This is a genomic window from Paenibacillus sp. NPDC055715 (genome assembly GCF_053617595.1).
Genome location: NZ_JBSHGA010000021.1, coordinates 1 through 22,838 on the forward strand (window position 1 = coordinate 1; position 22,838 = coordinate 22,838).

The 22,838-nt window shown below is 49.7% G+C and carries 20 protein-coding genes, 1 pseudogene and 1 riboswitch; of the genes and pseudogenes, 11 read left to right on the plus strand and 10 right to left on the minus strand.

The features are described from left to right. Positions 1 to 258: 258 nt before the first annotated feature. The 3 genes and pseudogenes from ACWGOO_RS21285 (at position 259) to ACWGOO_RS21295 (ending at position 3,637) form a co-directional block, all read left to right on the plus strand. Positions 259 to 714 carry an AraC family transcriptional regulator gene (locus ACWGOO_RS21285; RefSeq protein ID WP_452486724.1) on the plus strand — a complete coding sequence of 152 codons (456 nt, stop codon included), beginning with the start codon at positions 259 to 261 and terminating at the stop codon, positions 712 to 714. Between the two features lie 367 nt (positions 715 to 1,081). Beyond that, positions 1,082 to 1,393: pseudogene (locus ACWGOO_RS21290) on the plus strand (transposase); the annotation flags it as partial. 261 nt (positions 1,394 to 1,654) lie between these two features. Further along, the gene (locus ACWGOO_RS21295; protein WP_452486726.1) at positions 1,655 to 3,637 is read left to right on the plus strand and encodes a heavy metal translocating P-type ATPase; all 1,983 of its coding nucleotides are present in this window, start codon (positions 1,655 to 1,657) and stop codon (positions 3,635 to 3,637) included. A 115-nt stretch (positions 3,638 to 3,752) separates the two neighbouring features. Here the strand turns inward: ACWGOO_RS21295 and ACWGOO_RS21300 are convergent, their stop codons facing one another. Beyond that, positions 3,753 to 5,276 (minus strand): DHA2 family efflux MFS transporter permease subunit, encoded by a 1,524-nt coding sequence (locus tag ACWGOO_RS21300; RefSeq protein ID WP_452486631.1) that lies wholly within the window; start codon positions 5,274 to 5,276, stop codon positions 3,753 to 3,755. Positions 5,277 to 5,285: 9 nt separating this feature from the next. After that, positions 5,286 to 5,921 carry an HlyD family secretion protein gene (locus ACWGOO_RS21305; protein WP_452486633.1) on the minus strand — a complete coding sequence of 212 codons (636 nt, stop codon included), beginning with the start codon at positions 5,919 to 5,921 and terminating at the stop codon, positions 5,286 to 5,288. A gap of 132 nt (positions 5,922 to 6,053) precedes the next feature. Here ACWGOO_RS21305 and ACWGOO_RS21310 point away from each other — a divergent pair, with 132 nt between their 5' ends. Beyond that, positions 6,054 to 6,608 carry an NAD(P)H-dependent oxidoreductase gene (locus ACWGOO_RS21310; RefSeq protein WP_452486635.1) on the plus strand — a complete coding sequence of 185 codons (555 nt, stop codon included), beginning with the start codon at positions 6,054 to 6,056 and terminating at the stop codon, positions 6,606 to 6,608. Positions 6,609 to 6,618: 10 nt separating this feature from the next. Then, entirely contained in the window at positions 6,619 to 7,062 is a 444-nt protein-coding gene (locus tag ACWGOO_RS21315) for a hypothetical protein (protein WP_452486637.1), read from the plus strand. 79 nt (positions 7,063 to 7,141) lie between these two features. Here ACWGOO_RS21315 and ACWGOO_RS21320 read toward each other — a convergent pair whose 3' ends face one another. Continuing rightward, positions 7,142 to 7,873, minus strand: a complete 732-nt coding sequence (locus ACWGOO_RS21320) for a ZIP family metal transporter (RefSeq protein WP_452486639.1) — start codon at positions 7,871 to 7,873, stop codon at positions 7,142 to 7,144. A 282-nt stretch (positions 7,874 to 8,155) separates the two neighbouring features. Between ACWGOO_RS21320 and trxB the strand changes: the two genes are divergently transcribed. Both trxB and ACWGOO_RS21330 read left to right on the plus strand, forming a co-directional pair. Continuing rightward, complete coding sequence (gene trxB, locus ACWGOO_RS21325) at positions 8,156 to 9,097, plus strand: thioredoxin-disulfide reductase (RefSeq protein ID WP_452486641.1); 942 nt, start codon at positions 8,156 to 8,158, stop codon at positions 9,095 to 9,097. A gap of 62 nt (positions 9,098 to 9,159) precedes the next feature. Beyond that, positions 9,160 to 9,390 (plus strand): glutaredoxin family protein, encoded by a 231-nt coding sequence (locus ACWGOO_RS21330; protein ID WP_452486643.1) that lies wholly within the window; start codon positions 9,160 to 9,162, stop codon positions 9,388 to 9,390. Between the two features lie 159 nt (positions 9,391 to 9,549). Here the strand turns inward: ACWGOO_RS21330 and ACWGOO_RS21335 are convergent, their stop codons facing one another. From ACWGOO_RS21335 to ACWGOO_RS21345, 3 genes are read right to left on the minus strand one after another with little or no spacing between them, the layout of a single operon-like run. Then, the gene (locus ACWGOO_RS21335; RefSeq protein WP_452486645.1) at positions 9,550 to 9,726 is read right to left on the minus strand and encodes a FeoB-associated Cys-rich membrane protein; all 177 of its coding nucleotides are present in this window, start codon (positions 9,724 to 9,726) and stop codon (positions 9,550 to 9,552) included. Positions 9,727 to 9,761: 35 nt separating this feature from the next. Then, positions 9,762 to 11,771, minus strand: a complete 2,010-nt coding sequence (gene feoB / locus ACWGOO_RS21340) for a ferrous iron transport protein B (protein ID WP_452486647.1) — start codon at positions 11,769 to 11,771, stop codon at positions 9,762 to 9,764. Further along, a complete protein-coding gene (locus ACWGOO_RS21345; protein WP_452486649.1) occupies positions 11,762 to 12,070 on the minus strand; it encodes a FeoA family protein in 309 nt (102 codons plus the stop codon). Before ACWGOO_RS21345 ends, feoB begins: the two co-directional genes overlap by 10 nt. A 216-nt stretch (positions 12,071 to 12,286) precedes the next feature. Here ACWGOO_RS21345 and ACWGOO_RS21350 point away from each other — a divergent pair, with 216 nt between their 5' ends. After that, the gene (locus ACWGOO_RS21350; RefSeq protein WP_452486651.1) at positions 12,287 to 13,414 is read left to right on the plus strand and encodes a transglutaminase domain-containing protein; all 1,128 of its coding nucleotides are present in this window, start codon (positions 12,287 to 12,289) and stop codon (positions 13,412 to 13,414) included. A gap of 51 nt (positions 13,415 to 13,465) precedes the next feature. After that, entirely contained in the window at positions 13,466 to 14,848 is a 1,383-nt protein-coding gene (locus ACWGOO_RS21355; protein ID WP_452486653.1) for an MFS transporter, read from the plus strand. A gap of 128 nt (positions 14,849 to 14,976) precedes the next feature. On the opposite strand, the gene ACWGOO_RS21360 is transcribed toward ACWGOO_RS21355, so the two are convergent. The 4 genes from ACWGOO_RS21360 to ACWGOO_RS21375 form a co-directional block, all read right to left on the minus strand. Then, on the minus strand, positions 14,977 to 16,443 hold the full coding sequence (locus ACWGOO_RS21360) for an amino acid permease (RefSeq protein WP_452486655.1): 1,467 nt from the start codon (positions 16,441 to 16,443) through the stop codon (positions 14,977 to 14,979). A gap of 134 nt (positions 16,444 to 16,577) precedes the next feature. Next, a riboswitch (Lysine riboswitch) is annotated at positions 16,578 to 16,779 on the minus strand. Between the two features lie 122 nt (positions 16,780 to 16,901). Then, on the minus strand, positions 16,902 to 18,035 hold the full coding sequence (locus tag ACWGOO_RS21365) for a virulence factor (protein ID WP_452486657.1): 1,134 nt from the start codon (positions 18,033 to 18,035) through the stop codon (positions 16,902 to 16,904). A 236-nt stretch (positions 18,036 to 18,271) separates the two neighbouring features. After that, positions 18,272 to 19,540: an MFS transporter gene (locus ACWGOO_RS21370; protein ID WP_452486658.1), complete on the minus strand. Its 1,269-nt coding sequence runs from the start codon at positions 19,538 to 19,540 to the stop codon at positions 18,272 to 18,274. A gap of 41 nt (positions 19,541 to 19,581) precedes the next feature. Next, positions 19,582 to 20,136, minus strand: coding sequence for a MarR family winged helix-turn-helix transcriptional regulator (locus tag ACWGOO_RS21375; RefSeq protein WP_452486660.1), 555 nt, complete (start codon positions 20,134 to 20,136; stop codon positions 19,582 to 19,584). Between the two features lie 327 nt (positions 20,137 to 20,463). On the opposite strand from ACWGOO_RS21375, the gene ACWGOO_RS21380 reads away from it, so the two are divergent. Continuing rightward, positions 20,464 to 21,810 (plus strand): cytochrome ubiquinol oxidase subunit I, encoded by a 1,347-nt coding sequence (locus ACWGOO_RS21380; RefSeq protein ID WP_452486662.1) that lies wholly within the window; start codon positions 20,464 to 20,466, stop codon positions 21,808 to 21,810. After that, the gene (locus ACWGOO_RS21385) at positions 21,807 to 22,838 is read left to right on the plus strand and encodes a cytochrome d ubiquinol oxidase subunit II (protein ID WP_452486664.1); all 1,032 of its coding nucleotides are present in this window, start codon (positions 21,807 to 21,809) and stop codon (positions 22,836 to 22,838) included. The genes ACWGOO_RS21380 and ACWGOO_RS21385 overlap by 4 nt, the downstream gene beginning before the upstream one ends.

Genomic DNA, 22,838 nt, shown 5'->3' on the forward strand with positions numbered 1-22,838 from the left:
CTAATTTCGGCGTCAAATTGGGTTTAGATAGTACGTAGAGATTTCTGAGGAATAGCTTGAGTGAAACAATTTCTTCAGATCATTGAGCTAACGGGGAACGTTAGTTGAATAACCAGGGAGCAGATTGCCGTTGCAACTGTTCCCTAGTTTTCATTGAAGTAATGGGCACTATTTTTAAAATTGAGTTGTTTCTCATTTTAAAGCATTATAAGATGGTTTCAGACATCGATGTACTTTAAAAAGAAAAGAGAAGAAAATATGAATGCTGAAATTGAAAAAATACCGTCTTGTAGAATTGCATACATGAGACAGATTGGTCCTTATGGAATTGCAAATTCACAACTAATGGAGAAGTTTAAATGCTGGGTTAAATCTAATAAATTATTTAATAATAAGTCTATTATCCTCGGTATTGCCCAAGACAATCCTGCATTTGTAAAACCGGAAAATTGTCGCTACGATGCATGTTTGGTTGTTCCTGATGATTACTGTGTAGATGCTGATGGAGTAAGCCTGGGCAACATTAGTGGAGGAAGATATGCTGTTTTTAAGATAAATCATACAGCAGAAGCTGTTCAAAAAGCTTGGGTTGAAATATTCCTGGGGTTGGAAAACCAAAGGTTCAGATTAGATGAAACAAGACCTATTTTGGAGCGGTATAAAGTTGAACTTGTTAATAATCATTATTGCGAAATTTGCGTTCCGGTTCAGTAAGACGTATTAAGATATAGTTTGAATAATCAGATTGTAAAAATTGAACAAGTATCATTCTGCAAACTTGAAGGGTAAACTTCTTAACAATTGAGCAGAAGGGGTAAATCGTATAATAGTGAATGTACCGGAGTTGGGATTTACATCAACCGGACGATTGGACCCGCGATTTTCTGCGAGACAGTCGAATGCGGATCAACAAGGGACTCTCGTTGATCGACGATGTTCTATAGTATCCAAGTGGTGGATGCATCGAACTAACGGAAACGTTAGTTGAATAAAATAGCGGCAGTCTAGGACTTTATTTTCTTGTCCATGGCTGCCGCTGTTTCTTTTATTAAGGTCAGTCTAATACTTCGTTTTCCTTGAACATCAGCAAGGGCAGAGTGCAAGAGCCATTTTCGCAAGAATTGGGAAGACACCATGCCACCATTTGCCGGGAAATCCGTCGGAATTCCGAGCAAAAGTTTTACGAAGCCGGACGCTCTCACAAGCTTACGAGCATCGTCGCAAAGCTTCGGTACCGAAGGGGAAATGGACCCAAGAACAGGCTGCACAAATCGAAGAGAAGCTGCATGCGACCTGGTCGCCTGAGCAGGTTGTGGAACGATTCAGGCAGGAAGGCAGGCCCATCGTGTGCTGGAAAACCATCTATTGTTGGATCTATGAAGGTCGCTTGGCGAACGTCCGAAGCTCAGCTTCGGCATCAAGGCACTGGGATAATCTCCTGTTTACAATTGGAAAAGAAAAGGTATATAATAAAATAAAGTTTCACTACAGCAAAATAATTGTACAAATGCAAAAATGATTATCATTCTCATTTCCAAACATGCTGCTTCGGGCTTCCCGAAGCAGCATGTGCTATTTTAAGGCACTTAACAATGGATATCATTCTCAATGAGATGCAGTTACAAAGAACAAAAAAGGAAAGGAATGTGACATGATGCAAGCAGTTCAACAGCTTCAAAAGACACTGTCTCCCTCTAATCGGATACTTTCAAAAAATAGTGGCAGCGGAAGGCCAGGCCCGAATCGCAAACCGCAATTCCAGCTCAAAAGCATGCTGAAAAACAAGGAGATGCAGGCTGCCCTGGGCAGTGGAACGCTTATGCTGATGGCATGGGGCGTCTCACATTGGTCGCAATGGCTGGCGGTCATCCTGTATGTGGTTTCCTACGCTCTAGGTGGCTGGTCTAAAGCCAGAGAAGGCATTGAGACGCTGATCCGTGAACGGGATCTGGATGTCAATCTGCTCATGATCGCAGCGTCATTGGGGGCTGCGGCTATTGGCTACTGGAATGAAGGAGCAATGCTGATCTTCATTTTTGCACTCAGCGGTGCGCTGGAGAGCTATACCACCGAGCGCAGCGGCAAGGATATTTCCGAGCTGATGGCGTTGAAGCCGGAAACGGCTTTGCGTCTGACCCGCGAGGGGACGGAGATGGTCGGTATTGAGCAACTGCTGCCGGGTGATCTGCTGTTGGTGAAGCCGGGCGAACTGATTCCGGCGGATGGCCGGATTTCCAAGGGCGTTTCGGCGGTGAATCAAGCCTCTATTACCGGGGAGTCCATTCCGGTGAACAAAGCGGCGGGTGACGAGGTATATGCGGGCACCATTAACGGGGAAGGCGTGCTGTACGTGGAGGTAAGCCAATCCTCCGAAGGCACTTTATTTTCAAAAATCATCCGTATGGTGGAGGAAGCACAGACAGAGGTCCCCGATTCCCAACGGTTTATCAAAAGGTTCGAGTCGATTTACGCCCGAATTGTTGTTGCGGTTACGCTGATCGTTATTGCAGGTGCGCCAATGGTATTGGGCTGGACGTGGGCAGCGGCGTTTTACAAGGCAATGGTATTTCTCGTTGTGGCCTCACCATGCGCACTCGTGTCGTCCATTATGCCAGTTATGCTGTCGGCTATTTCCAACCGTGCCCGTCGGGGCATCCTGTTCAAAGGTGGTGCGCATGTGGAAAATATGGCGCTGACCTCTGTCGTCGCCTTTGACAAAACAGGTACGCTGACCATCGGATCGCCTGTTGTAACAGACTGGATTACCGCCACAGGCTACGATGCCGATGAGCTGTTACGCATTGTTGCGGTAATAGAAAGCTACTCCATGCATCCGTTGGCACGAGCGATTGTAGCCAAAGCTGAAGCCGAATTGGGGCAGCGAGAGCTTCCCGCAGTGGAGCAAGTACAGTCCCTGACGGGATGGGGAATGGAGGGCATGGTAGACGGGATGAGGTGGAAAATCGGGCGCACGGATGCGCTGGATCACGCTAGTCCGCTGGCAGAGCCGGAATGGGTGGAAACACGTGCCCGGCTGGAAGCCGAGGGTAAAACCGTATCCATTATCCTCGCGGATGACCGGATTGCCGGGATGCTGGCACTGCGCGACGAGCTGCGGCCACAGGCGCAGGAGGCGGTGAGACGCCTGCAAGCGCAGGGCATCCGGGTCGTCATGCTGACCGGAGACCGCCCGGAAACCGCCGCCGTGATCGCAGTGCAGGCCGGAGTCGACGCAGTATACGCTGGTCTGATGCCAGAGGACAAAGTCAGCCATATTCGCATGCTTCGGGAGCAGTACGGGCATGTCGTCATGGTCGGTGACGGTGTGAATGATGCTCCGGCGCTGGCTGCCGCAACGGTCGGGCTGGGCATGGGTATGCACGGCAGCGGAGCCGCACTGGAGGTCGCAGATGTGGTGCTGATGAACGATGGGATCGAAGAGATAGCCCCGACGGTAGCACTGGCACGAAAGGCACAGCGGGTGGTCAAGCAAAATATGATCTTCGCCGTAAGCGTCATTTTACTGCTTGTCATTAGCAACTTTGTGCAAGATATAGCTCTGCCATTTGGCGTCATCGGGCATGAGGGCAGCACGTTGCTTGTGATTTTGAACGGGTTGCGCTTGCTGCGATCATAGAAGCAAATAAGATCATGATCATAAGATGATAAACGAGAAGGAGCATTCACATCCCTTAAAGGACAGGGGATGGGGATGCTCCTTTTTTTGCGTGCCAGCCTATCGTGTTGCAGGCTTATCTCCGACGAGGTGTAGACCGCCGTAAAAACAGGGAGAACAGCAGTCCCGCCAGCGCGATTCCGGTAGCAATGATAAAGGCATCGTTAATGCCGTGGATCGTCGATTCTGTGACGGCACTTCGATATACCTGCTGTAACGCAAGCGCCGAGCCAGTTTCCGTCGAAACACCCGCCGTTTGCGTCAGGGTTTGCCCCAGTTCAGCTACGCCTTCAGTTAAAGGTACATTGGCGGTGGTAGCCACATTCGCATAATCCGCCAAATGAATCGTAGCCCGACTACTCATCACGGTAATGAGCCATGCGGTGCCGATGGACCCGGCGATTTGCCGTACCGTATTGGACATAGCCGTACCATGGCTGCCGAGATGGGGAGGTAGCTGGTTTAGCCCTTCTGTCTGTACGGACATCATTAACAGCGACATCCCGAAGCTGCGAATCGTGTAGATGAGCATAATGTGTCCATAGGTGGTAGCATCCGTCAGCAGACTGAATTCCCATGTTGTGGCCGCTGTAATGATCAACCCGATAATCGCCAATGGCCTCGCACCAATACGGTCGAAAATCGCTCCCGATATCGGTGACATGACGCCCATCAGCAGTGCGCCCGGCAACAGCAGCAAACCAGATTGCAGCGGTGTAAAGCTGCGTATATTTTGCAGATAAATCGGCAGCAGCAGCATTCCGCCGAACATCGTCATATTGACGGTAGCGCCGACCAGCGTGGATACCGTAAATATATCATACTTAAACACACGAAACTCCAGCATGGGCTGCCTCATATTCAACTCGCGTACGACAAACAATATAATGAACACAAGCCCGGCAGCGATTGTGAGTACCACTGTATTGCTGCTCCAGCCCTTGTCTCCAGCGGAACTGAAGCCATACAGCAGAAAGCCAAAGCCGAGGGTGGAAAAGATCGTTCCCAGCAGGTCAAAATGCGGATACGTCAGCTTGGACACATTTTTGAGCCAGCGTACCGCAAATAGAATATCAATAATCGCCAGCGGAATGACCAGTAAAAATAGCAGTCGCCAGCTGTAATGCTCCACAATATAGCCGGATAAAGTGGGTCCTATCGCTGGAGCGAACATCATGGCAATGCCCATCGTCCCCATGGCTGCCCCCCGTTTTTCCGGGGGAAATACGGTCAGGAACACGTTCATAACCACTGGCATGATAATACCCGCTCCGCCGGCCTGAATGATGCGTCCGACCAGCATAGGCGCAAAGCCGGTACTGACGGCGCAGACGACAGAACCGGCAGTAAACAGCCCCATCGCGGCAATAAACAGCGCACGTGTCCCGAACGACTCAATCAGGAAGGCGGTAATCGGAATCAAAATCCCGTTGGTCAGCATATATCCGGTGGAAAGCCACTGAACGGTAGTTGCGGATACATTGAAGTCATTCATCAAATGCGGAATCGCCACATTTAGCAGGGTTTGATTCAAAATAGAAATGAAGGCGCCCAGCAGCAGTACGGACAGGATTCGTCCGATGGACATTTTTTGTTCCATGACAGCCTCCTACTTGTGTACTCTGATAGTCGCACTCATGCCCGGGATAATGCCCAGTCCTTTGTAGCCTTGAATAGAAATGTTAACAGGCACGACCTGCGTCACCTTGGTATAGTTGGCAGTGGTGTTGGAGGTAGGAAGCAGTGAAAAGGTGGCGGCCGTCGCCAGACCGATCTTTTCGATTTTGCCGCTTAGGGACGTGTCGGGGTATGCATCAATATATACATCCACCGTCTGCCCGACCTGAAGATCCTGCACAGCTGTTTCGTCTATATTGGCGGTAATCCATAAATTGTTCAGATCAAAGGCCTTGGCCAAAGGCATACCCGCCCCCACAATCGAGTTGTTGACCGCAGATTGCTGCACAATGGTGCCATCGGTTGGAATGGTAATGCTAACCCGGCTTCCGCCCCCCTCTACACTGCCAAGTGTGCTTCCAGCCGTGTAGGTTTTGCCGACTTCAGCGTTCCAGCCTGTAAGCTTGCCTGCGCTTGGAGAGGCGACGGTGACCGCTTGTCCGCTCACTTGGGCATTGTCAGTTTTTATGTAGTTAGAGGATTGATTGTAGTAGTAGGCGGCGGCTCCGCCCCCTGCCAGAATAATGATAATAACCAGCAGGTTGACCAATATGGCGCGTGAATTCATGTGTACATGCCTCCCTAGTTCTTGGATCTTTAAAGTATGCGCCAAATGTTTCACAATATTCAGAGGGATTTTGGGGAACGATAAGAGCGCATATGAAAAGGATGATTTTTCTGACAAAGGATGATGCGCGTAATGACGACCAGAATCATGATTGTATATGACAGTGAAAATGGCCATACGGAGCGTCTTGCCCGTTCAATTGCAGAAGGCGCACGCCATGAGCACACGGAAGTGTTGTTGAAGCATGTCGATGAAGCCGATGTGAATGAACTGGTGAATGTGGACGCGATCATTTGGGGATGCCCGGGTCATTTTGGGACGATCAGCAGTGGTTTGAAAAGTTGGATTGATAAGCTGGGGTATCTGTGGGCGCAGGGTAAGCTGATAGATAAAATCGGAGCGGTGTTCTGCACGACAGCTACCGTTCATGGCGGCTTGGAATCCACACTGCTGAATTTGATTACTCCGATGCTGCATCAAGGCATGATTATCGTAGGGCTGCCCGCCAATATTACGGAAAATGCGCTCTACGGCTCCTATTACGGCGTAGGGGTGACTTGTCCGGTGGAGACAGACCCGAACGGTCCGCCCAATTTCCCAACGGGTGATGATCTTGCACTTGGTCGGTCCTTGGGCAAACGGGTCGCTGAGACGGCGGGACGGTACCGTAACGCTGGCAGAGAATAGGAGGCCGCTCATGACCATTGCTTTTATCGTAGTAGCTGCGGTTGCTTTCATCTTTTTGCTGGTATTCAACACGAAAATGGCGCGTAAATCCTCTCCCAAAGCGGTCAGCCCGTCCGATCAGGATTCACGGCAAATAAACAAACGTCCTCCTTATCCGATGGATGTGGAGCCCGAGACGAGGGAGTTGCCTGATCCTGCGCGAAAGACGCTGCATAAGGTTGCGGATGCGGAGGTTCATCACGAGGAACCAGACGTAGATACGAATACCAAGCCGCTGAGAGATAGCGTAGATTCCTACGGGGATCAGGACTATCGGGCGGCTTTGCGTGGATTTGCCGGAAAGGGCGAAGAAAAGGAAGAACCGCATAAAAATAACTATGGGGAACGTGAGACGCACAAAAGCGAGGACGAGCAATATCGTGAAGCGCTGCGCTCCATGAACCGAAAAAAATGAGTTGCGAACGAGACATCCCTAAAAAGGCTGTTCTTCTGTCTGGACTACAGGCAGAGGGCAGCCTTTTTGTGATACACAGCTATAGCCATTCGGTTAGGCCAATCATCGTAATCAGACCTAGAATAAAAGAGAAGGTGGCGATACGCTGGTTGCCGTCCCCGTGGCTTTCGGGAATCAACTCCTTGTAGACGATAAACATCATCGCTCCTGCGGCAAAGGCAAGACCGTAAGGAACCAGTCCATGAACCCAACTGCTCAAATAAAATCCAATCAGACTTGTAATAATTTCAACGGTCCCGGTGAGAGTGGCAATGCCCAGCGCCTTGAAGCGGCCCATGTTTTGATTCACGAGGAATAGCGCGACGATAAAGCCTTCCGGGGCATTTTGCAGGCCGATGGAGAAGGCAATGAGATTGCCAAGATTTTGAGTTTCGCTTGCATAACTGACCCCGACGGAAAGTCCCTCGGGCAAATTATGCAGTGTAATAGCCGCGATAATGAGAAAAGATTTGGACTCCAGATGAAAAGTTTTGGAATCCGGGTCCTCCAGATCGGCGTGTGGAATATACATTTCCATCACCAGCAGCACAAGACAGCCGAGTAAAATTCCCACAGACAGCACGAACCAATTAGAATGATGGATGGCCTCGGGAATGAGGTTGTACACAGATGCAGAAGTCATGATTCCCGCAGCATAAGCCAACAATACATCACGAAGACGGTGCGTAATTTTACGCATAAATAGTATGGGCACGGCACCGAGCCCGGTGGACAGGGCAGAAATAAGGCTGCCTACAAACACGTCATTCATAATCGGGATAATCCCTCCATACCTGATTAATCTTTAAGGTTCGCTTCATGAAAACTTCATTTGACTGTTTACAGCTCTTTCCGCATAATGGAATTAGGATTTAGAATGAGTCTAAGTCATAAAAAGACATTAAATATGTGAATCGATTTGCAAGATCCGGGTGTCCACATTTTTGAATGAGCGTCTGACAGAACTACTTTTAGAGAGTATATGCAATAGCCCATTTCCTGGTACCGAAAACTCGCTATATCATTCTTATCATATTTTAGGAGGAACAAAGATATGTACAAGTCCATTATTATAGGTACTGGCCCTGCTGGTTTGACAGCTGCTATTTATCTGGCACGCGCAAATATGAGTCCACTGGTAATTGAAGGCCCACAACCGGGCGGACAATTGACTACAACAACCGAAATTGAAAACTTCCCTGGCTTTCCTGAAGGAATCATGGGACCTGATCTGATGGATAATATGCGTAAGCAAGCAGAGCGTTTCGGTGCGGAATTCAGCACAGGCTGGGTGAACAAGGTCGACACAGCCGCTCGTCCTTTCACATTGGATGTAGAGGGCTTGGGCGAACTGGTTACAGATACGCTGATCATTTCCACAGGTGCGACTGCGAAATACCTGGATATTCCGGGTGAGCAGGACAACATTGGACGCGGCGTGAGTACTTGCGCAACATGTGACGGATTCTTTTTCCGTGGCAAAGAAATTGTTGTGATCGGTGGTGGAGACTCGGCGTTGGAGGAAGCCAACTTCCTGACACGCTTTGCCTCCAAAGTAACGCTGGTGCATCGTCGTGAAGAAATGCGTGCCTCCAAAATTATGCAGGATCGCGCTCGTGCGAACACCAAAATCGAATGGGCACTGAATCGTACTCCCGTAGAAGTGATTGCTGACGAGAACGGGGTAACTGGCTTGAAGGTGCTGAATAATGAAACAGGTAAAGAGGAAATTATTACGGTTAGCGGCGTATTCGTGGCGATCGGTCATCATCCGAATACTGGCTTCCTCGAGGGCCAAATTACAACCGATGCGAACGGTTATATCGTCGTAAATCCTGGTACTTCCGAAACGAACGTACCTGGGGTATTCGCTTGTGGCGACGTACAGGATACACGCTACAGACAAGCAATTACAGCAGCAGGCAGCGGTTGCATGGCCGCTATGGATAGCGAGAAGTATATCGAAAGCCTGGAGCACAGCGCGTTGGCCCTGTAATATTTCGTACAAAGAATGAATATGTATATTATTTATAACCATAATTGATGAGGTGATATTTCATGGAAAAAGCAATTGTATACACATCTACACATTGCCCGCATTGCCGTCAAGTAAAAAGTTATTTGACTGAGAAAGGTGTAGAGTTCGAAGAACGCAACATCGAAACCAATGATGCTTTCGCTCAAGAAGTTTGGGACATGGGCATTCGCGCCGTACCGTTGACCCTAATCGGAGAAGAACGTATTTCCGGCATGAACAAAACCAAATTTGAAAAAGTGCTCAACGCTTAATCCGACCTCATAACAGACGACGGTTCTGTGATCGTCATATGGTTTGAAATAAGGCTCTCGCCACAGTTACGTACTTTAAGCTTAATATAAAATGTGAACAAGCTGCTTCGGGTACAGGATAGATCCGAAGCAGCTTTTTTTATTTGATGTAGGTTTGGACTAGATATTTTCTTTGATTTTCGTATAATCCTCATTCATAGAACTTATGGCACAGCCCGGACATGACTTGCTTGATGAGCATCCGGCACAAGCACCTTGACGGCTTTTTCGCAAAAAGCGCACGAACACCCACGTGCTATAACCGAGAATCACCAATAAAATGATGATATTGATCACGGAATCCACTTCCTTCTATTTTCATAAGGCTCTAACTAACCCCAGCCTAATAACCTGCCACACTGATAGATCACAACGGCAATGAGATACGCAACGGTCAAAGGATAGATCACGGAAAATGCGGTCCAGCGCCACGAAAGGGTTTCTTTACGAATGACCGCTACCGTAGCTAGACATGGCACATACAACAGAATGAACACCATGAAGCTAAAAGAGGCCAACGGCGTAAAGGCATGGCTGACTTGCATTTCCAGCCCCTGCATGTCCGGAACGTGGTAAATGATATTCATCGTCGATACCACGACCTCCTTGGCCATAAAGCCCGTGAGCAGGGATGCGCCTGCTTGCCAGGTACCGAAGCCAAGAGGGGCCAGAATTGGGGCGAACCATCCTCCAACAGTGGCAAGCAGGCTATCGTTCATGTCTGCACCGAACCCTTGTGGACCGAAATTGGACAAGAGCCAGATGCCAACGGAGCCTGCAAGAATAATCGTTCCGGCTTTACGGACGAAGCCCTTGACCTTTTCCCATGTGCTACGAAACAACGTAAGAGCTTGCGGCACACGATAAGGGGGAAGCTCTACGATGAAGAGGGAAGGCTCACCCGATAAAATGGATACTTTGGAAAAGATTTTGGCAAGTATAAGCGATACGGTGATTCCTAACACATACATCAGCATGATGATGCTTGCGGCATGTGTTGGGAAAAACACCCCCGCAAACAACGCATAGACTGGCAGGCGGGCGGAGCAGGACATGAAGGGTACCAGCAACGTCGTAATGAGGCGTTCTCTGGGCTGTTCAATCGTGCGTGCCGCCATAATCGCAGGAACATTGCAGCCAAAGCCGATGATGAAGGGGATGAAGCTTTTCCCGTTCAAGCCGACGGCTTGCATGAGACGGTCCATTAATATCGTGACTCGTGCCATATACCCGGAGTCTTCAATCAGCGAAATTATCAGGAACAAAATAGCGATCTGAGGCAAAAAAACGAGCACGCCCCCAACTCCTGCCACGATACCGTCCACGATGAGACTCTGCGTAAAAGCGGACGCGTTCCATTGAACCAACACTTCAGAAATCCAACTGCTCAGTGTTCCTGAGAAGAATCCATCCAGCATATCTGAAAGGATCGTACCTGCCCAATCGAAGGTGAACTTGAAGGTAGCATACATCAGCAACAAAAAGATCGGAATCCCCAGATACCGATGTGTCAGCAATGCGTCCAGCTTGTCTGTCAGACTGTGCGGCTTGAGTTTGGTCTTATCCAGCGCCTTTGTACACAGATTAGCGATCCACGCTGTACGTATAGAACGGATATGCTGAGCAGGAGTAGCTGAATGGCCTTCACAGAGAAGTTCTTTCTCGCAACGCTGGATGCGATCAGTTACTTGTTCACGCTGTATCTCATTTGTCATCCATTCCATGACGACAGGATTGTTTTCCAGACACTGTAGAGCTGTCCACCGAGGGCTTGGCACAGGTGTATTCGTCAGCAAGCTACAAATATCTGTAATAGCAGCCTCGACGGCAGGGCCGTAATCCAACTGGAAGGAATTTGGCGAACGTCGTACCTCTCGAAGAGAAGCAAGCATTTGCTTACTGCCGCTGCCCGTGCGTGCCACCATGGGAATGATGGGAACGTTCAATTGATCAGCCAGCAATTCCTTGTTCACTAGAAGGCCTGTGGCATCGGCTACGTCGGTCATATTTAAGCCAAGCACGAGCGGACGGCCATATTCCAGCAGTTGTACAGTCAGGTACAGATTACGCTGGAGTTGGGAGGCATCCACGATGTTAATCAGAGCCGCAGGCGGTTCTTCCAGCAAATAACGGGTAGCGACACCTTCATCCAGGGAAAGTGGAAGCAAGGAATAAGTGCCTGGCAAATCCACCAAAACGGCAGACTTGTCGCGCAGCAGGCCTGTTTTCTTTTCCACCGTCACCCCGGACCAGTTCCCTACCTCTGCATACGTACGAGTCAGCTTGTTGAATAATGAGGTTTTCCCCGTGTTGGGATTACCAAATAGAGCAATCATGTCCATGAAGGATCGACCTCCAGTTGTTTTACCTGATTTTGACGGAGACCGACCAGTTGACCATTGCATTCAATAACAATAGGGCCGCCCAGCAGACTGATTTTTTTTAACTGTATAATGGAACCTTCGTCAATCCCCATGTCCGTTAAGCGTCGGCGCAATGAGGGGTGAAGAGAGGCAAGGGATTGGAGCCGCACGGGTTGCCCCGGTGGAGTACGAAGGAGCGAGATGCATTCTGGCATGGTACTCAGCCTTTCTAATGTAGAATGAGAATCAATATCAATGATTCCCGATGCCAGTACCATATCATGAGGATTACTGGATTGCTGTGATAAAAGTCTCTGTGAACAACATGTTTGTCTATTGTCCCATCTGTTATATAGCCGAGTAGGTGCCACAATCTGCCTTTAACTGCGCCCTGACTCGTCTGTAACCGACAAAACTAGAGCGTTTGGGGCAACTGTTTTTATGGTAAGATAGAACTGTTTACAACTATGCTAAGAAGGGCAGGAACGCTCTGTATGAACAGAAAAATCGGGGTTAGGCTTGTAAAATGCCTGGTGGCAGGTGCAGCACTGGCTGTGTTGCTGCCGCATGCTGTGGAGTGGGGTAACAACGTATATGCTGCGTCGGTCAAGCCGGCTCCATCCGTATCGTCACAGCAGCTTCAAAATAAGATTTTACAGGCAATGGCTACGCGGAGTGAAACGCTGACCTTTACATATCAAGGGCGGGTGAATGGTCTTAAGCAGCAGTTACAGACAGCCATCAAACAAGCGATGGAGAGCGACCCGTATGTGAATTATACGATCAAAAGCTACGCTTTCAGCTATACAGGCACAATCACGTCCGCCGAGGTTACGATCCGTCTGAGTTACCGGGAGACGAAGGAGCAGACCGCATATGTGGATAGCACGGTTAAAGCTGTGCTGGGGGACATCATTACGAAGGGCATGACAGATCATGAGAAGGTGAAGGCCATTCATGACTGGATTGTGGTTCGTTTGAAATATGATGAAACGCAGCAAAAGTACACGGCATACGATGGCCTGAAAACCGGAAGCACGGTGTGTCAGGGCTATTCATTGCTGGCCTACAAAATGCTGGAACGCGCCGGGATTACCAACCGGATTGTGGAGGGGAGAGCAGGAGGCCAGTTGCATGCATGGAATCTTGTTTTGCTGGATGGACATTGGTATCATATGGATACGACATGGGATGATCCGACCCCGGACCGTGGCAACGAGGTAAGCACTTCGTATTATCTGCTGACTGATGCCGAAATGCGCCGAGATCACTCCTGGGTTAAACAGTATCCGCAGGCGAACACATCGTATCGGCAGACATTGTCGGGATTGGTGGCTGCGGGAGGGCCCAAGGCTGCTGTGTATCAAAAGCTGTACAATAACCTGGAATATCCGCTGCAAGACGGCAAGGGTTTGGTTAAATCGTCCGCCGAAATTAAGGAGCAGGTACGCAAAGAGATCAATAAGGGCGGGGCCACGCTTAGCTTTGGCTATCAGGGAACAGAGCGAAATCTCAAAGAAGATTTACAGTCTTTGTACCAGCTCGGGTTAAAAACCATCTCCTACCAGATCACGGATTTAGGCAGCGCCGGAAATCTCCGTGTAACCCTGAAATGGACTTGAACATTTTAGTTAAATGGAAAAAGATACATTATAAGGGAGTATTCTATTTATATGCATAAGCGTTCTTTTACTTATCTGCTCGGCACGCAGACGATGTCGAATGCGGCCGATATCCTTTATATCATGGCACTGGTGTCTCTGGTGTTTCATGAAACGGATTCGATCTTTTCCTCGGTTCTCGTTCCGTTGTTGCGGATGGGCGCACAGATGATCAGCGGCTTTTTAGCGCCGCTGATATTGGCCCGGTTCCAGCTTCCATTTATTCTGTTCGTTTCCCAGTTCGGCCAACTGGCTTTCTTCGCTCTCCTGTTGGGGCATTTGTGGTCAGCGGGCACGAGCCCGATATGGGTGCTTGTGTTTACACTGGTAACAGCGATGTCCTTTCTGGACGGCTGGACCACACCTGCACGTAATGCGCTGATTCCGCGCCTTGCGTCCGGGGAAGGGCTGATGCGGGCGAACAGTCTCGTATCGGTCAGCGATCAGACCGTGCAATTGGCTGGATGGGGGCTTAGCGGTGTACTCGTAGCCGTGATGGGCCCGGTAAAAATACTGGTGTTGGCTTGCGTGCTGTATTTGGTGGCCCTGATCTTTACCAGCTTGATCCGCGATCCGTTAGAAGGCAAAGCCCATTATCTACTGCAACCCGGAACAAGGGTGCGAAGTGGAGATGCTATAGCGTCTGGAGCTGTGGCTGAGCAGGGGCAAGGGCATCATGATATGCCTCCCGTACAGCTGGAAGATACGCTGTATGGCCCGGAGTCGGAAAGCCCGGCTTTACATCCCAAGCGCAAAAATGAAATATTGCGCGAAGGCTGGAGTCTCATCGGAGCCAGCCGAAGGCTCAAGGCTCTTATTTTCATGGATATGATCGACCTGCTGGGTGGTTCGGTTTGGGTAGGCGCATTCACGCTTGCCTTCGCTCAGCAGGTGTTGCACAAAAGCGAGGCATGGTGGGGATACATTAATGCGGCGTATTTTGCAGGCGCGATTGGCGGTGGGATCATTGTTCTCGCTTGTGTCAAGTATTTGCAGCGCAGACTGCTGCCCGCGATGCTGGCGGGAATGGCTTGCTATGGGCTGCTGACGGCTTGGTATGCGTTTAACACATTACCGCCGCTGACGCTACTGATCGTGTTGTTGATGGGATTGCCTGCGGAAATGTCCGTCGTATCCCGCCGTACGATGATGCAAATGAGCGTATCTGCGCACGATCTACCCAAGGTGCTGTCCGCACAGGCTACGCTGACGAGCATGACGTTTTGCATCTCGCTATTGCTGATGGGCTGGATTGCAGATCATCTGGGCATCGTTAATTTATATTTGTTATCTGCACTGCTGACACTGAGTGCTGTGATTTATGGCATCTTTAGCCGCCGCGCCTTGTCTATGTCTATGTCTTTGACAGCTCCGGTAGCTTCTTCTTCCGAATAACAGAAAAAAAGCCCGTCTCCACATATCAGGGAGAAGATGCGGATGAACCTGAGCGATCCATAGGACCGTTCAGGTTCATCCGCATTTCCATCTGTATGTGCCTGGAGACGGGCTTTTATTACTATTGTTTATTTACCGGAAGACGCATCCGGGTTCAAATCACACTCGTTGAGTGGAACGATTTTGGTACGCTTGATCCATTTGTAGCCGAGCCACAGAAGAAGGAACAGCGGTATACTCATGTACGTAGCGATCATCGTTTTCCAGTCAATGACTTGCCCGGTAAAGGCATCGGCACCTTGCCCGATAATCACGATGATACACAGTGCGAAGGCAAACAAGGGACCAAGCGGGAACCAGCGGGCTTTGTACGGAAGCTCACTCAGACTGCGACCCTGTGCTGTAAAGGCACGACGGAAACGATAATGGCTGACAGCAATACCAATCCATGTAATAAATCCGCACATCCCGGAAGCATTCAGCAGCCAGTTGTAGACCACACCGTCCCCATACAGGGAGGCGAGGAAGGCCAGCATACCGACAGCAGTTGTAATCAGCAGTGCATTCATAGGAATGCCGCGTCGATTGATATGTCCGAGGAAACGGGGAGCTTTACCTTCCCGTGCCAAAGCGTACAGTACACGTGTTGCCGCGTACATCCCGGAATTACCTGCCGACAATACGGAAGTCAAAATAACGGCGTTCATCACAGATGCGGCAATGGCAAGCCCCGCCTTTTCAAATACCAGTGTGAACGGACTGACCCCGATGTCACTGATATCTCCCCGCAGCAAATTCGGATTGGTGTACGGAATAATCAATCCAATGACGAGAATCGCCAGAATATAAAAGAACAGGATGCGCCAAAAGATTTGACGGATGGCACGAGGCACATTTTCACGCGGGTTTTCGCTCTCTCCGGCCGCTACCCCGATCAGCTCGGTTCCCTGAAAGGAAAAGCCTGCGGCCATGAACACGCCCAATGCGGCGAAAAATCCGCCGTGGAACGGGGCATCTCCTACAGTGAAGTTAGCGAAGCCAATCGCTGGCCCCCCCATAATGCCGAAGATCATCAGCACACCCACGGTCAGAAAGATAACCACGGTCACAATTTTAATCATGGCGAACCAGTATTCGGATTCACCATAGCCTTTGACCGTCAGCGCGTTCAACGCGAAGATCATGGCTAGAAATAACAAACTCCACCAGGCGGAGTGACTTTCGGGAAACCAGTATTTGATCAGCACGGTCGCTGCTGCCAATTCGGCGGCAATGGTTACCGCCCAGTTGTACCAGAAGTTCCAGCCCATGGCGAAACCAAAAGCCGGATCGACGAAGCGACCTGCGTAGGTATTAAAAGAGCCGGATTCAGGCATAAACGTAGCCAGCTCGCCGAGGCTGGTCATCAGGAAGTAAACCATGAGGCCGACCGCTGCATAAGCCAACAGGGCGCCTCCGGGTCCGGCTTCTGCAACCGCGCCTCCACTGGCGAGGAACAGGCCTGTTCCGATGGAACCACCGAGGGCGATCATCGTCATATGTCGGGCTTTGAGACTTTTCCGCAAGGTTGCGGCAGGTGTTGCTTTGTGTTGCACGTTCAAACACTCCTTCATGAAATGGTATTTCATGTCAGGGCAAGAGCCAGAAGGAGGGGGATTACAAACGTCAAAAGACCGCAGGAAATACGCTTGCGGCCTTGTCTATGCATTCCGCACCATACCTTCTTCTATAACAAGATAGCTCAACACACGTGTCTGTGTTAGGACATCGCGTGACAGTTCTGCTCCTTTCGGTTAGCAGCCCCAGCATTCGGAGTATTACAAAGAGTCGGCTCCGCATACTTCGGCGGGTGTACCTTTCCACAGGAATCACAGACGGCTCTTGGCATCTCCTCCGGTGTACTGATTACATCCGCGACCTCTACCTCATCATAAAACAGGTTTGATGAGGTGTATGACATGATATTGTATTGTATAGTAAATTAGAGTATAGCGTACCTGTGCATCTTCTGACAATCTACAATTTTTTGAAGGTCCAGTCGTAAAATCACAAATCAAGAGTTGCGCTTGGCCATCTGCTGCCAAACCGTCCCCGCGGCTTGTTCGCCTGACTCAATGCGCTCCAGTGCCATTTTGGCCTGTAGACTGACCTCGAATTCGAGATCATCAACAGCCTTCTCCAGCGCGTCACGCGCGTCCTCGGTGCCGATCTCGTACAAAAAGCGGGCAGCTCGCCAGCGAACCAGCTTGCTGCTATCCGACAGGGCTTCGATCATAGCTCCGGTAGCCGCCGGGTCGCCGATATCCGACAGCGTATCGCCCGCCGTACGGCGTACTGCCGCTGAAGGGTCACGCAGCGCCTCGGACAGCAGCTCCATCGCCTCTGGTGTGCGCAGATCGCCCAGATAGACGACCCCTAGGCGCCGTAGCTGCATTTTGTCGTCATGCAGTGCTTGCCGGATGAGCGGCAAATGCTCGGGCGTCGGCTCCAGCCGATCCAGCGCGGCGTAGCGGATACGCCAATCCTCGTGCTGTAAGGCCTGCTCCAGCTCGGCATCGCTCCATTCGCGGCGTTCCTCCACGAATTCGCTGTTGTCCGCGCTGTGGGCAATCGCCTGCTGGATAATTTGCTCCAGCCGCTCCTGCGGGAAGGCTGCCTCCAGCTCCTGCTCCACCTCGCGTGCAATATCCGGCAGTTCTCCGTAGCGGACGCCGTAATCGCTCAACTTGCGCTCCTTGATCAGTGTCGCGCTGGCTACCCGGGTTACGGCTTGCACGAAACGGTCGGACAAGGAAATCCGTTCCTCCTGCTGGCCCGCTTTCACCCGGATTTGCATCGGAATGCCCCGGAAAAATTGTGCAAATACCTGTGCCTCACCAAACGCTTCCCCGGAAGTTTCCTCCGGCAAGTCCCATTTGGCGTCTGCGCCTTCCTCGCTTAGCTGTTCGCGAACCTGACCCAGAATGGTGGACCAATCTGCGTTCCCTTTGCGATCAAGGGCTACAAAATCCGTCGTGTGAAACACGCTTTTGACTCCTTCAATGCCCAGCATACGCCGGATAAATGGGGGAGCGGAGCGTTCATTATTCCGTGTATATGTTCTGCGAATGCCCGCTTCCAGCCGCTCATCCAGATGCAGCATCATGGTGTTCGGACTGGGAGTTGGCTCGATAGATGTTATTTTCATAGCTCGGTACAGCCTCCTATTCAAAAGTTCTCCATATATGGCTTATCTGTATTGTACATCATTCTACGAATGTCTCCAAAGAGATGTTCGCGTTTCTCATGAAAACACAATGACATATATCACACTGATCATGTAAACATTCCTTATGAGTATTCGGAGGTTCTTAAATAAAAAACAGGATGCTATATTTACTGAACTGGAAAATTACTATGGTGCCACAGTCGGATGATACTGTACTATGAACTCCACTTCCGACGGATCAGGAGGGAGGCGATAAAGCCCACGAACAGAACAGACGCCAGCATCATAAATGTAGTCATCTGATTACCACCACTCCCCATCAATCGAATGGAGAGTACCGGAGCCAGGCTGGTGCCTGCAAACAGAATGAAGGTGTAAAGAGAAACAGCTATCGCCCGTGCCGAACCGCCGAGTTGGCCGACAAGTGCAATGAGTGAAGGGACACTCAGAGCAATGCCGCTTACAAAACATACACTCAATACCAGCATAGCCATAAGAGAATACGTGAGTCCCATCAGCACCAGACTAAGGATGGAGAGCATAAGTGCTGTTCGCAGTACAAGATGCACACCGAATTTTCGGGCTAGTTTTCCGGCAAACGGTGAAAGGAGCATACCGACAATACCAGCAGATCTTACGTAAAGCATCTGCTTGCTAGTCAGGCCAAATTCGGGTCCGCTAAGATAGCTGCCCAGAACTGTATACATACTCACGAAAGACATCAGGAGAACGAAGGCGACCGTATAGCTTAACCATAATGGATACGACCGGAGAACGGTGCCTAGCTGACTGAAGGAAGTCCAAATACGGACGCTCCGTTGAGGTGTGGGTGCTTTCGGTAAGAAAAAAGTTACGATCAGGAAGGTTATGGCGTATAGTACGCCTAATACTCGAAATACCATATTCCATTCCATATGTTCGCTAATGACGATACTAAATACCTGTCCGGCAATCCCCGCCACCAGAAACCCGGTACTCATAAAGCCAATGGCCGTTACCCGCTTTTCGGACGGAAACATATCTACGGCGTAGGCGAGAGCTACAGGAGAAAAGGTGGCTGCCGCCAAGCCTTGAAGCAAGCGCAGTGTAATTAATAAAGGATACTGATTGGTAAAGCCAAGGCATAGCGAGATGATCGTTAATGCGAACAGCCCGGTAACGATCATTTGCTTTCGCCCAAAACGATCAGACAATCCCCCATACACAAGGCATCCGGCCGCAAACCCCAAGGAGAAGATGCTGCCCGGTATCGCAGCTTCAGCGAGCGTTTTGCCGAATACGTCCGCAAAGAGCGGAACTAAAGGAATGGTTACATATAGACTGGACATGACTGCAATCGCTGACCAACATAGAATGACGGTCATCCATGCGTAGGATAGAGCAACAGATTTTTGCTGTATAGCTGTCGTATGATTTGTTCGGAATTTACTCATCAATTGAACACTCCCTAAATAATAAAATAAGCTATCATTTAATACACACAATTAATTATATTAGATAACCTAATTATATGTTTAAAAAAATTTTATCTGCCCACCTCCAGTCTGCGCTCCATATGATGATGAAGCTTCTCTATAATCCGCGAAAAAATCATTTGTTCCTCAGGCTCCAAAATGCTCGTCAGGGAAGCGCAGGAAGACCAAAATACAGGCAGTACCTGTTGCACAAGCTTGGAGCCCGCTTCTGTAATACGTACATGAATCTTGCGTCGATCTGTGGAATTATGTTCTCTGATAATCCATCCTCTTTGCTCCGTCCAGTCCAGTATAGATGTAACGGATGCACGCCGGATTCCAAGACGGTCGGCAATCATGGAGGGGCTCATTTGCTCCTGTGATTGATGCAGTGTCAGCAGCAACAGCAAATCCAGCTTGCTCTCCGTCAGGCCAAAATCCGACAAATCCAGATCAATCGCGTCGAGTACGTTATCACCCGTCCATAGCAAGAAGAGACCCATACGGGCAAGATGACGGTCGGTTTCCGCAAGAGCGGTCTGATCCATTAAATCCAGATAAGGCTCTGGACCGAGACGGGGGAGGGGATGTTGAACGGTATCCCGCTTATTTTGTTTTGGCGGCATAGTTTCACTCTTTTCATATAATTAGGTTATCTAACTATATAGAAATATAACCGAATTAACTGCATATGGCAATATCCAAAATGGAATCTTGTAAATTTATAATGACAGCAGGGATAAAAGTAACAAAATTTAGCTAAACTAATACATGTTTCTCCCCATATTCCAAACGAAGAGTAAAGGAGGCGTTCCCATGTTCCGCAAGCAGGAAAGAACGCTCATTATTGTGTGTATTGTGGTAGCGGCTATTATGCTGTACGCAGTCATTAAAAGCATAGCCCGCTTGACTCCCTAGATTGTAATCCAAAGAAATGAAGGAGTGAGTAGCATTTGTCTTCACTGGACCCCGTATTGCTAAGCCGGATGTTGACCGGAATTACCCTGTTTGTTCATATTGTATTTGCATCCATCGGCGTTGGAGTACCTTTGCTGATTGCACTCGCGGAATGGCGCGGGCTGCGAACCGGTGATCCGCACTATACACTGCTGGCCCGACGTTGGGCGCGGGGATTTGTCATCTCCGTTGCCGTAGGTGTCGTCACAGGTACTTCCATTGGACTGCAGCTCAGCTTGCTTTGGCCTACCTTTATGCGAGTGGCTGGACAAGCGATAGCGCTGCCCCTCTTTTTGGAGACGTTTGCTTTTTTCATCGAAGCCATTTTTCTAGGTATCTACTTGTACACCTGGGATCGGTTTAAAAGCAAATATTTCCACCTGATGCTGCTTATTCCCGTAGCGATTGCCTCATCTGCATCAGCCGTTTTTATTACGACTGTGAACTCGTTCATGAACCAGCCGCAAGGCTTTACACTTAAAAATGGAATCATGACCGATATCCATCCCATCCAGGCGATGCTGAATCCGGCCACGCCAACCAAAGTTTCTCATGTGCTGGCTTCCTCGTATACGTTGAGCGCCGGGCTGCTGATGGGATTGGCTGCCTTTAGTATGCTGCGGGGGCGTAACCACCCGTATTTCAAAAAAGCGTTGAAGCTGACCGCCACCTGTACCATTGTATTTGCTATCAGCACGGTGATGATCGGAGATGCTTCCGGTAAATTTCTGGCCAAATATCAGCCGGAAAAGCTGGCTGCCGCCGAATGGCATTTTAATACAATGACGCACGCTCCTTTCGTATATGGCGGTTATATGGACAAGAATGGAGACATCAAGTATGCCCTGAAAGTGCCTTATGCGCTTAGTGTTTTGGCCGGGAATCTGCCCAGTACAGAAGTTAAGGGACTGAATGATTATCCCGTGGATCAGCGACCGCCGCTGTCTATCCACTATATGTTCGATCTCAAAATCACCACCGGGGTGCTGATTCTCGTCATTCCACTGCTGTATCTATTCCGCAAACGTTTGCCAGGTCGCAAACCATACCCCAAATGGCTGCTACTGGCGCTCATTCTGGTGGGGCCGATGGCTATGGTAGCCATTGAGCTGGGTTGGATGTTCGCGGAGGTCGGCAGGCAGCCGTGGATTTTACGCGGCTACATGAAGGTGTCCGAAGCAGCGACCACCTCCACCAGTGTGGGATGGATGCTTGTGTTGTTTATCATTTTGTATCTCGTGTTGTGCTTCTCGGCCATTAAGGTTCTCAGCAAGCTGTTCCGTAATAAAGATGCATTGGAAGAGCTGAAGCAGCTAGGTCTGGAAGGGGCTGAAGGGAAGTGAGCTATGAAATTGTCGGTATCGCCATTTTGTGGACCTTCCTGTTCGGTTATTTGATTGTGGCATCTATAGATTTTGGCGCAGGCTTTTTCAGTTTTTACAGTGTGCTGACAGGTCACCAGAACAAAATCCACAACATTATTCAACGGTATTTATCGCCGGTGTGGGAGGTAACGAACGTATTTCTCATTTTTTTCGTGGTGGGACTGAACGGTTTCTTCCCGGATGCGGCTTATTATTATGGTACAGCGCTGCTCGTTCCCGGTAGTATTGCGATTGTGCTTATCGCGATCCGAGGGGTGTATTATGCGTACAATACGTATGGACATTCCGGTAGAAATAATATCGTCTACATGGCACTGTATGGCGCGACAGGGCTGCTGATACCGGCGGCGCTATCGACGGTTCTCGCCATTTCGGAAGGCGGTATTATTGTGGAAAACAGCACAGGTGTTCATCTGCAATGGGGCGAGTTATTAAGCAACTCCTATACGTGGGCGGTTATTTTCCTGGCGCTGGTGAGTGTGCTATATGTCTCGGCGATGTTTCTTTCCTATTATGCCAAAAGGGCGGGGGACAAGGTCGCTTTTGAAATCGTGCGCGGATACGCGCTGCTCTGGAGCGGCCCTACGATTGTGGCGAGTCTGCTCGCATTTTTCCAGATTAACAAACAAAATCCGGACCATTTTTCCAATATGCTGAACATGGCATGGATGTTTGTCGCCTCCTTTGTCTGCTTTGTCGGAGCTGTTTATCTGGTATGGCGGCGACGTCATCTCGGCACCTCATTTATTCTGGTCATGCTGCAATTTGCATTTGCCTGGTATGGCTATGGTCGCTCGCATCTGCCGTATGTTTTGTATCCCTACATTAATGTGCATCACAGCTTTACGAACTCCGCCATGGCGTATGCATTGATTACGGCGTTTAGTGCAGGTCTGCTGGTGCTGATCCCATCACTGATCCTGATCCTGAGGCTGTTCCTGTTCGATGCGGATTATGTGCGAGGACAAGCAGGGAAGAAAGGGTGA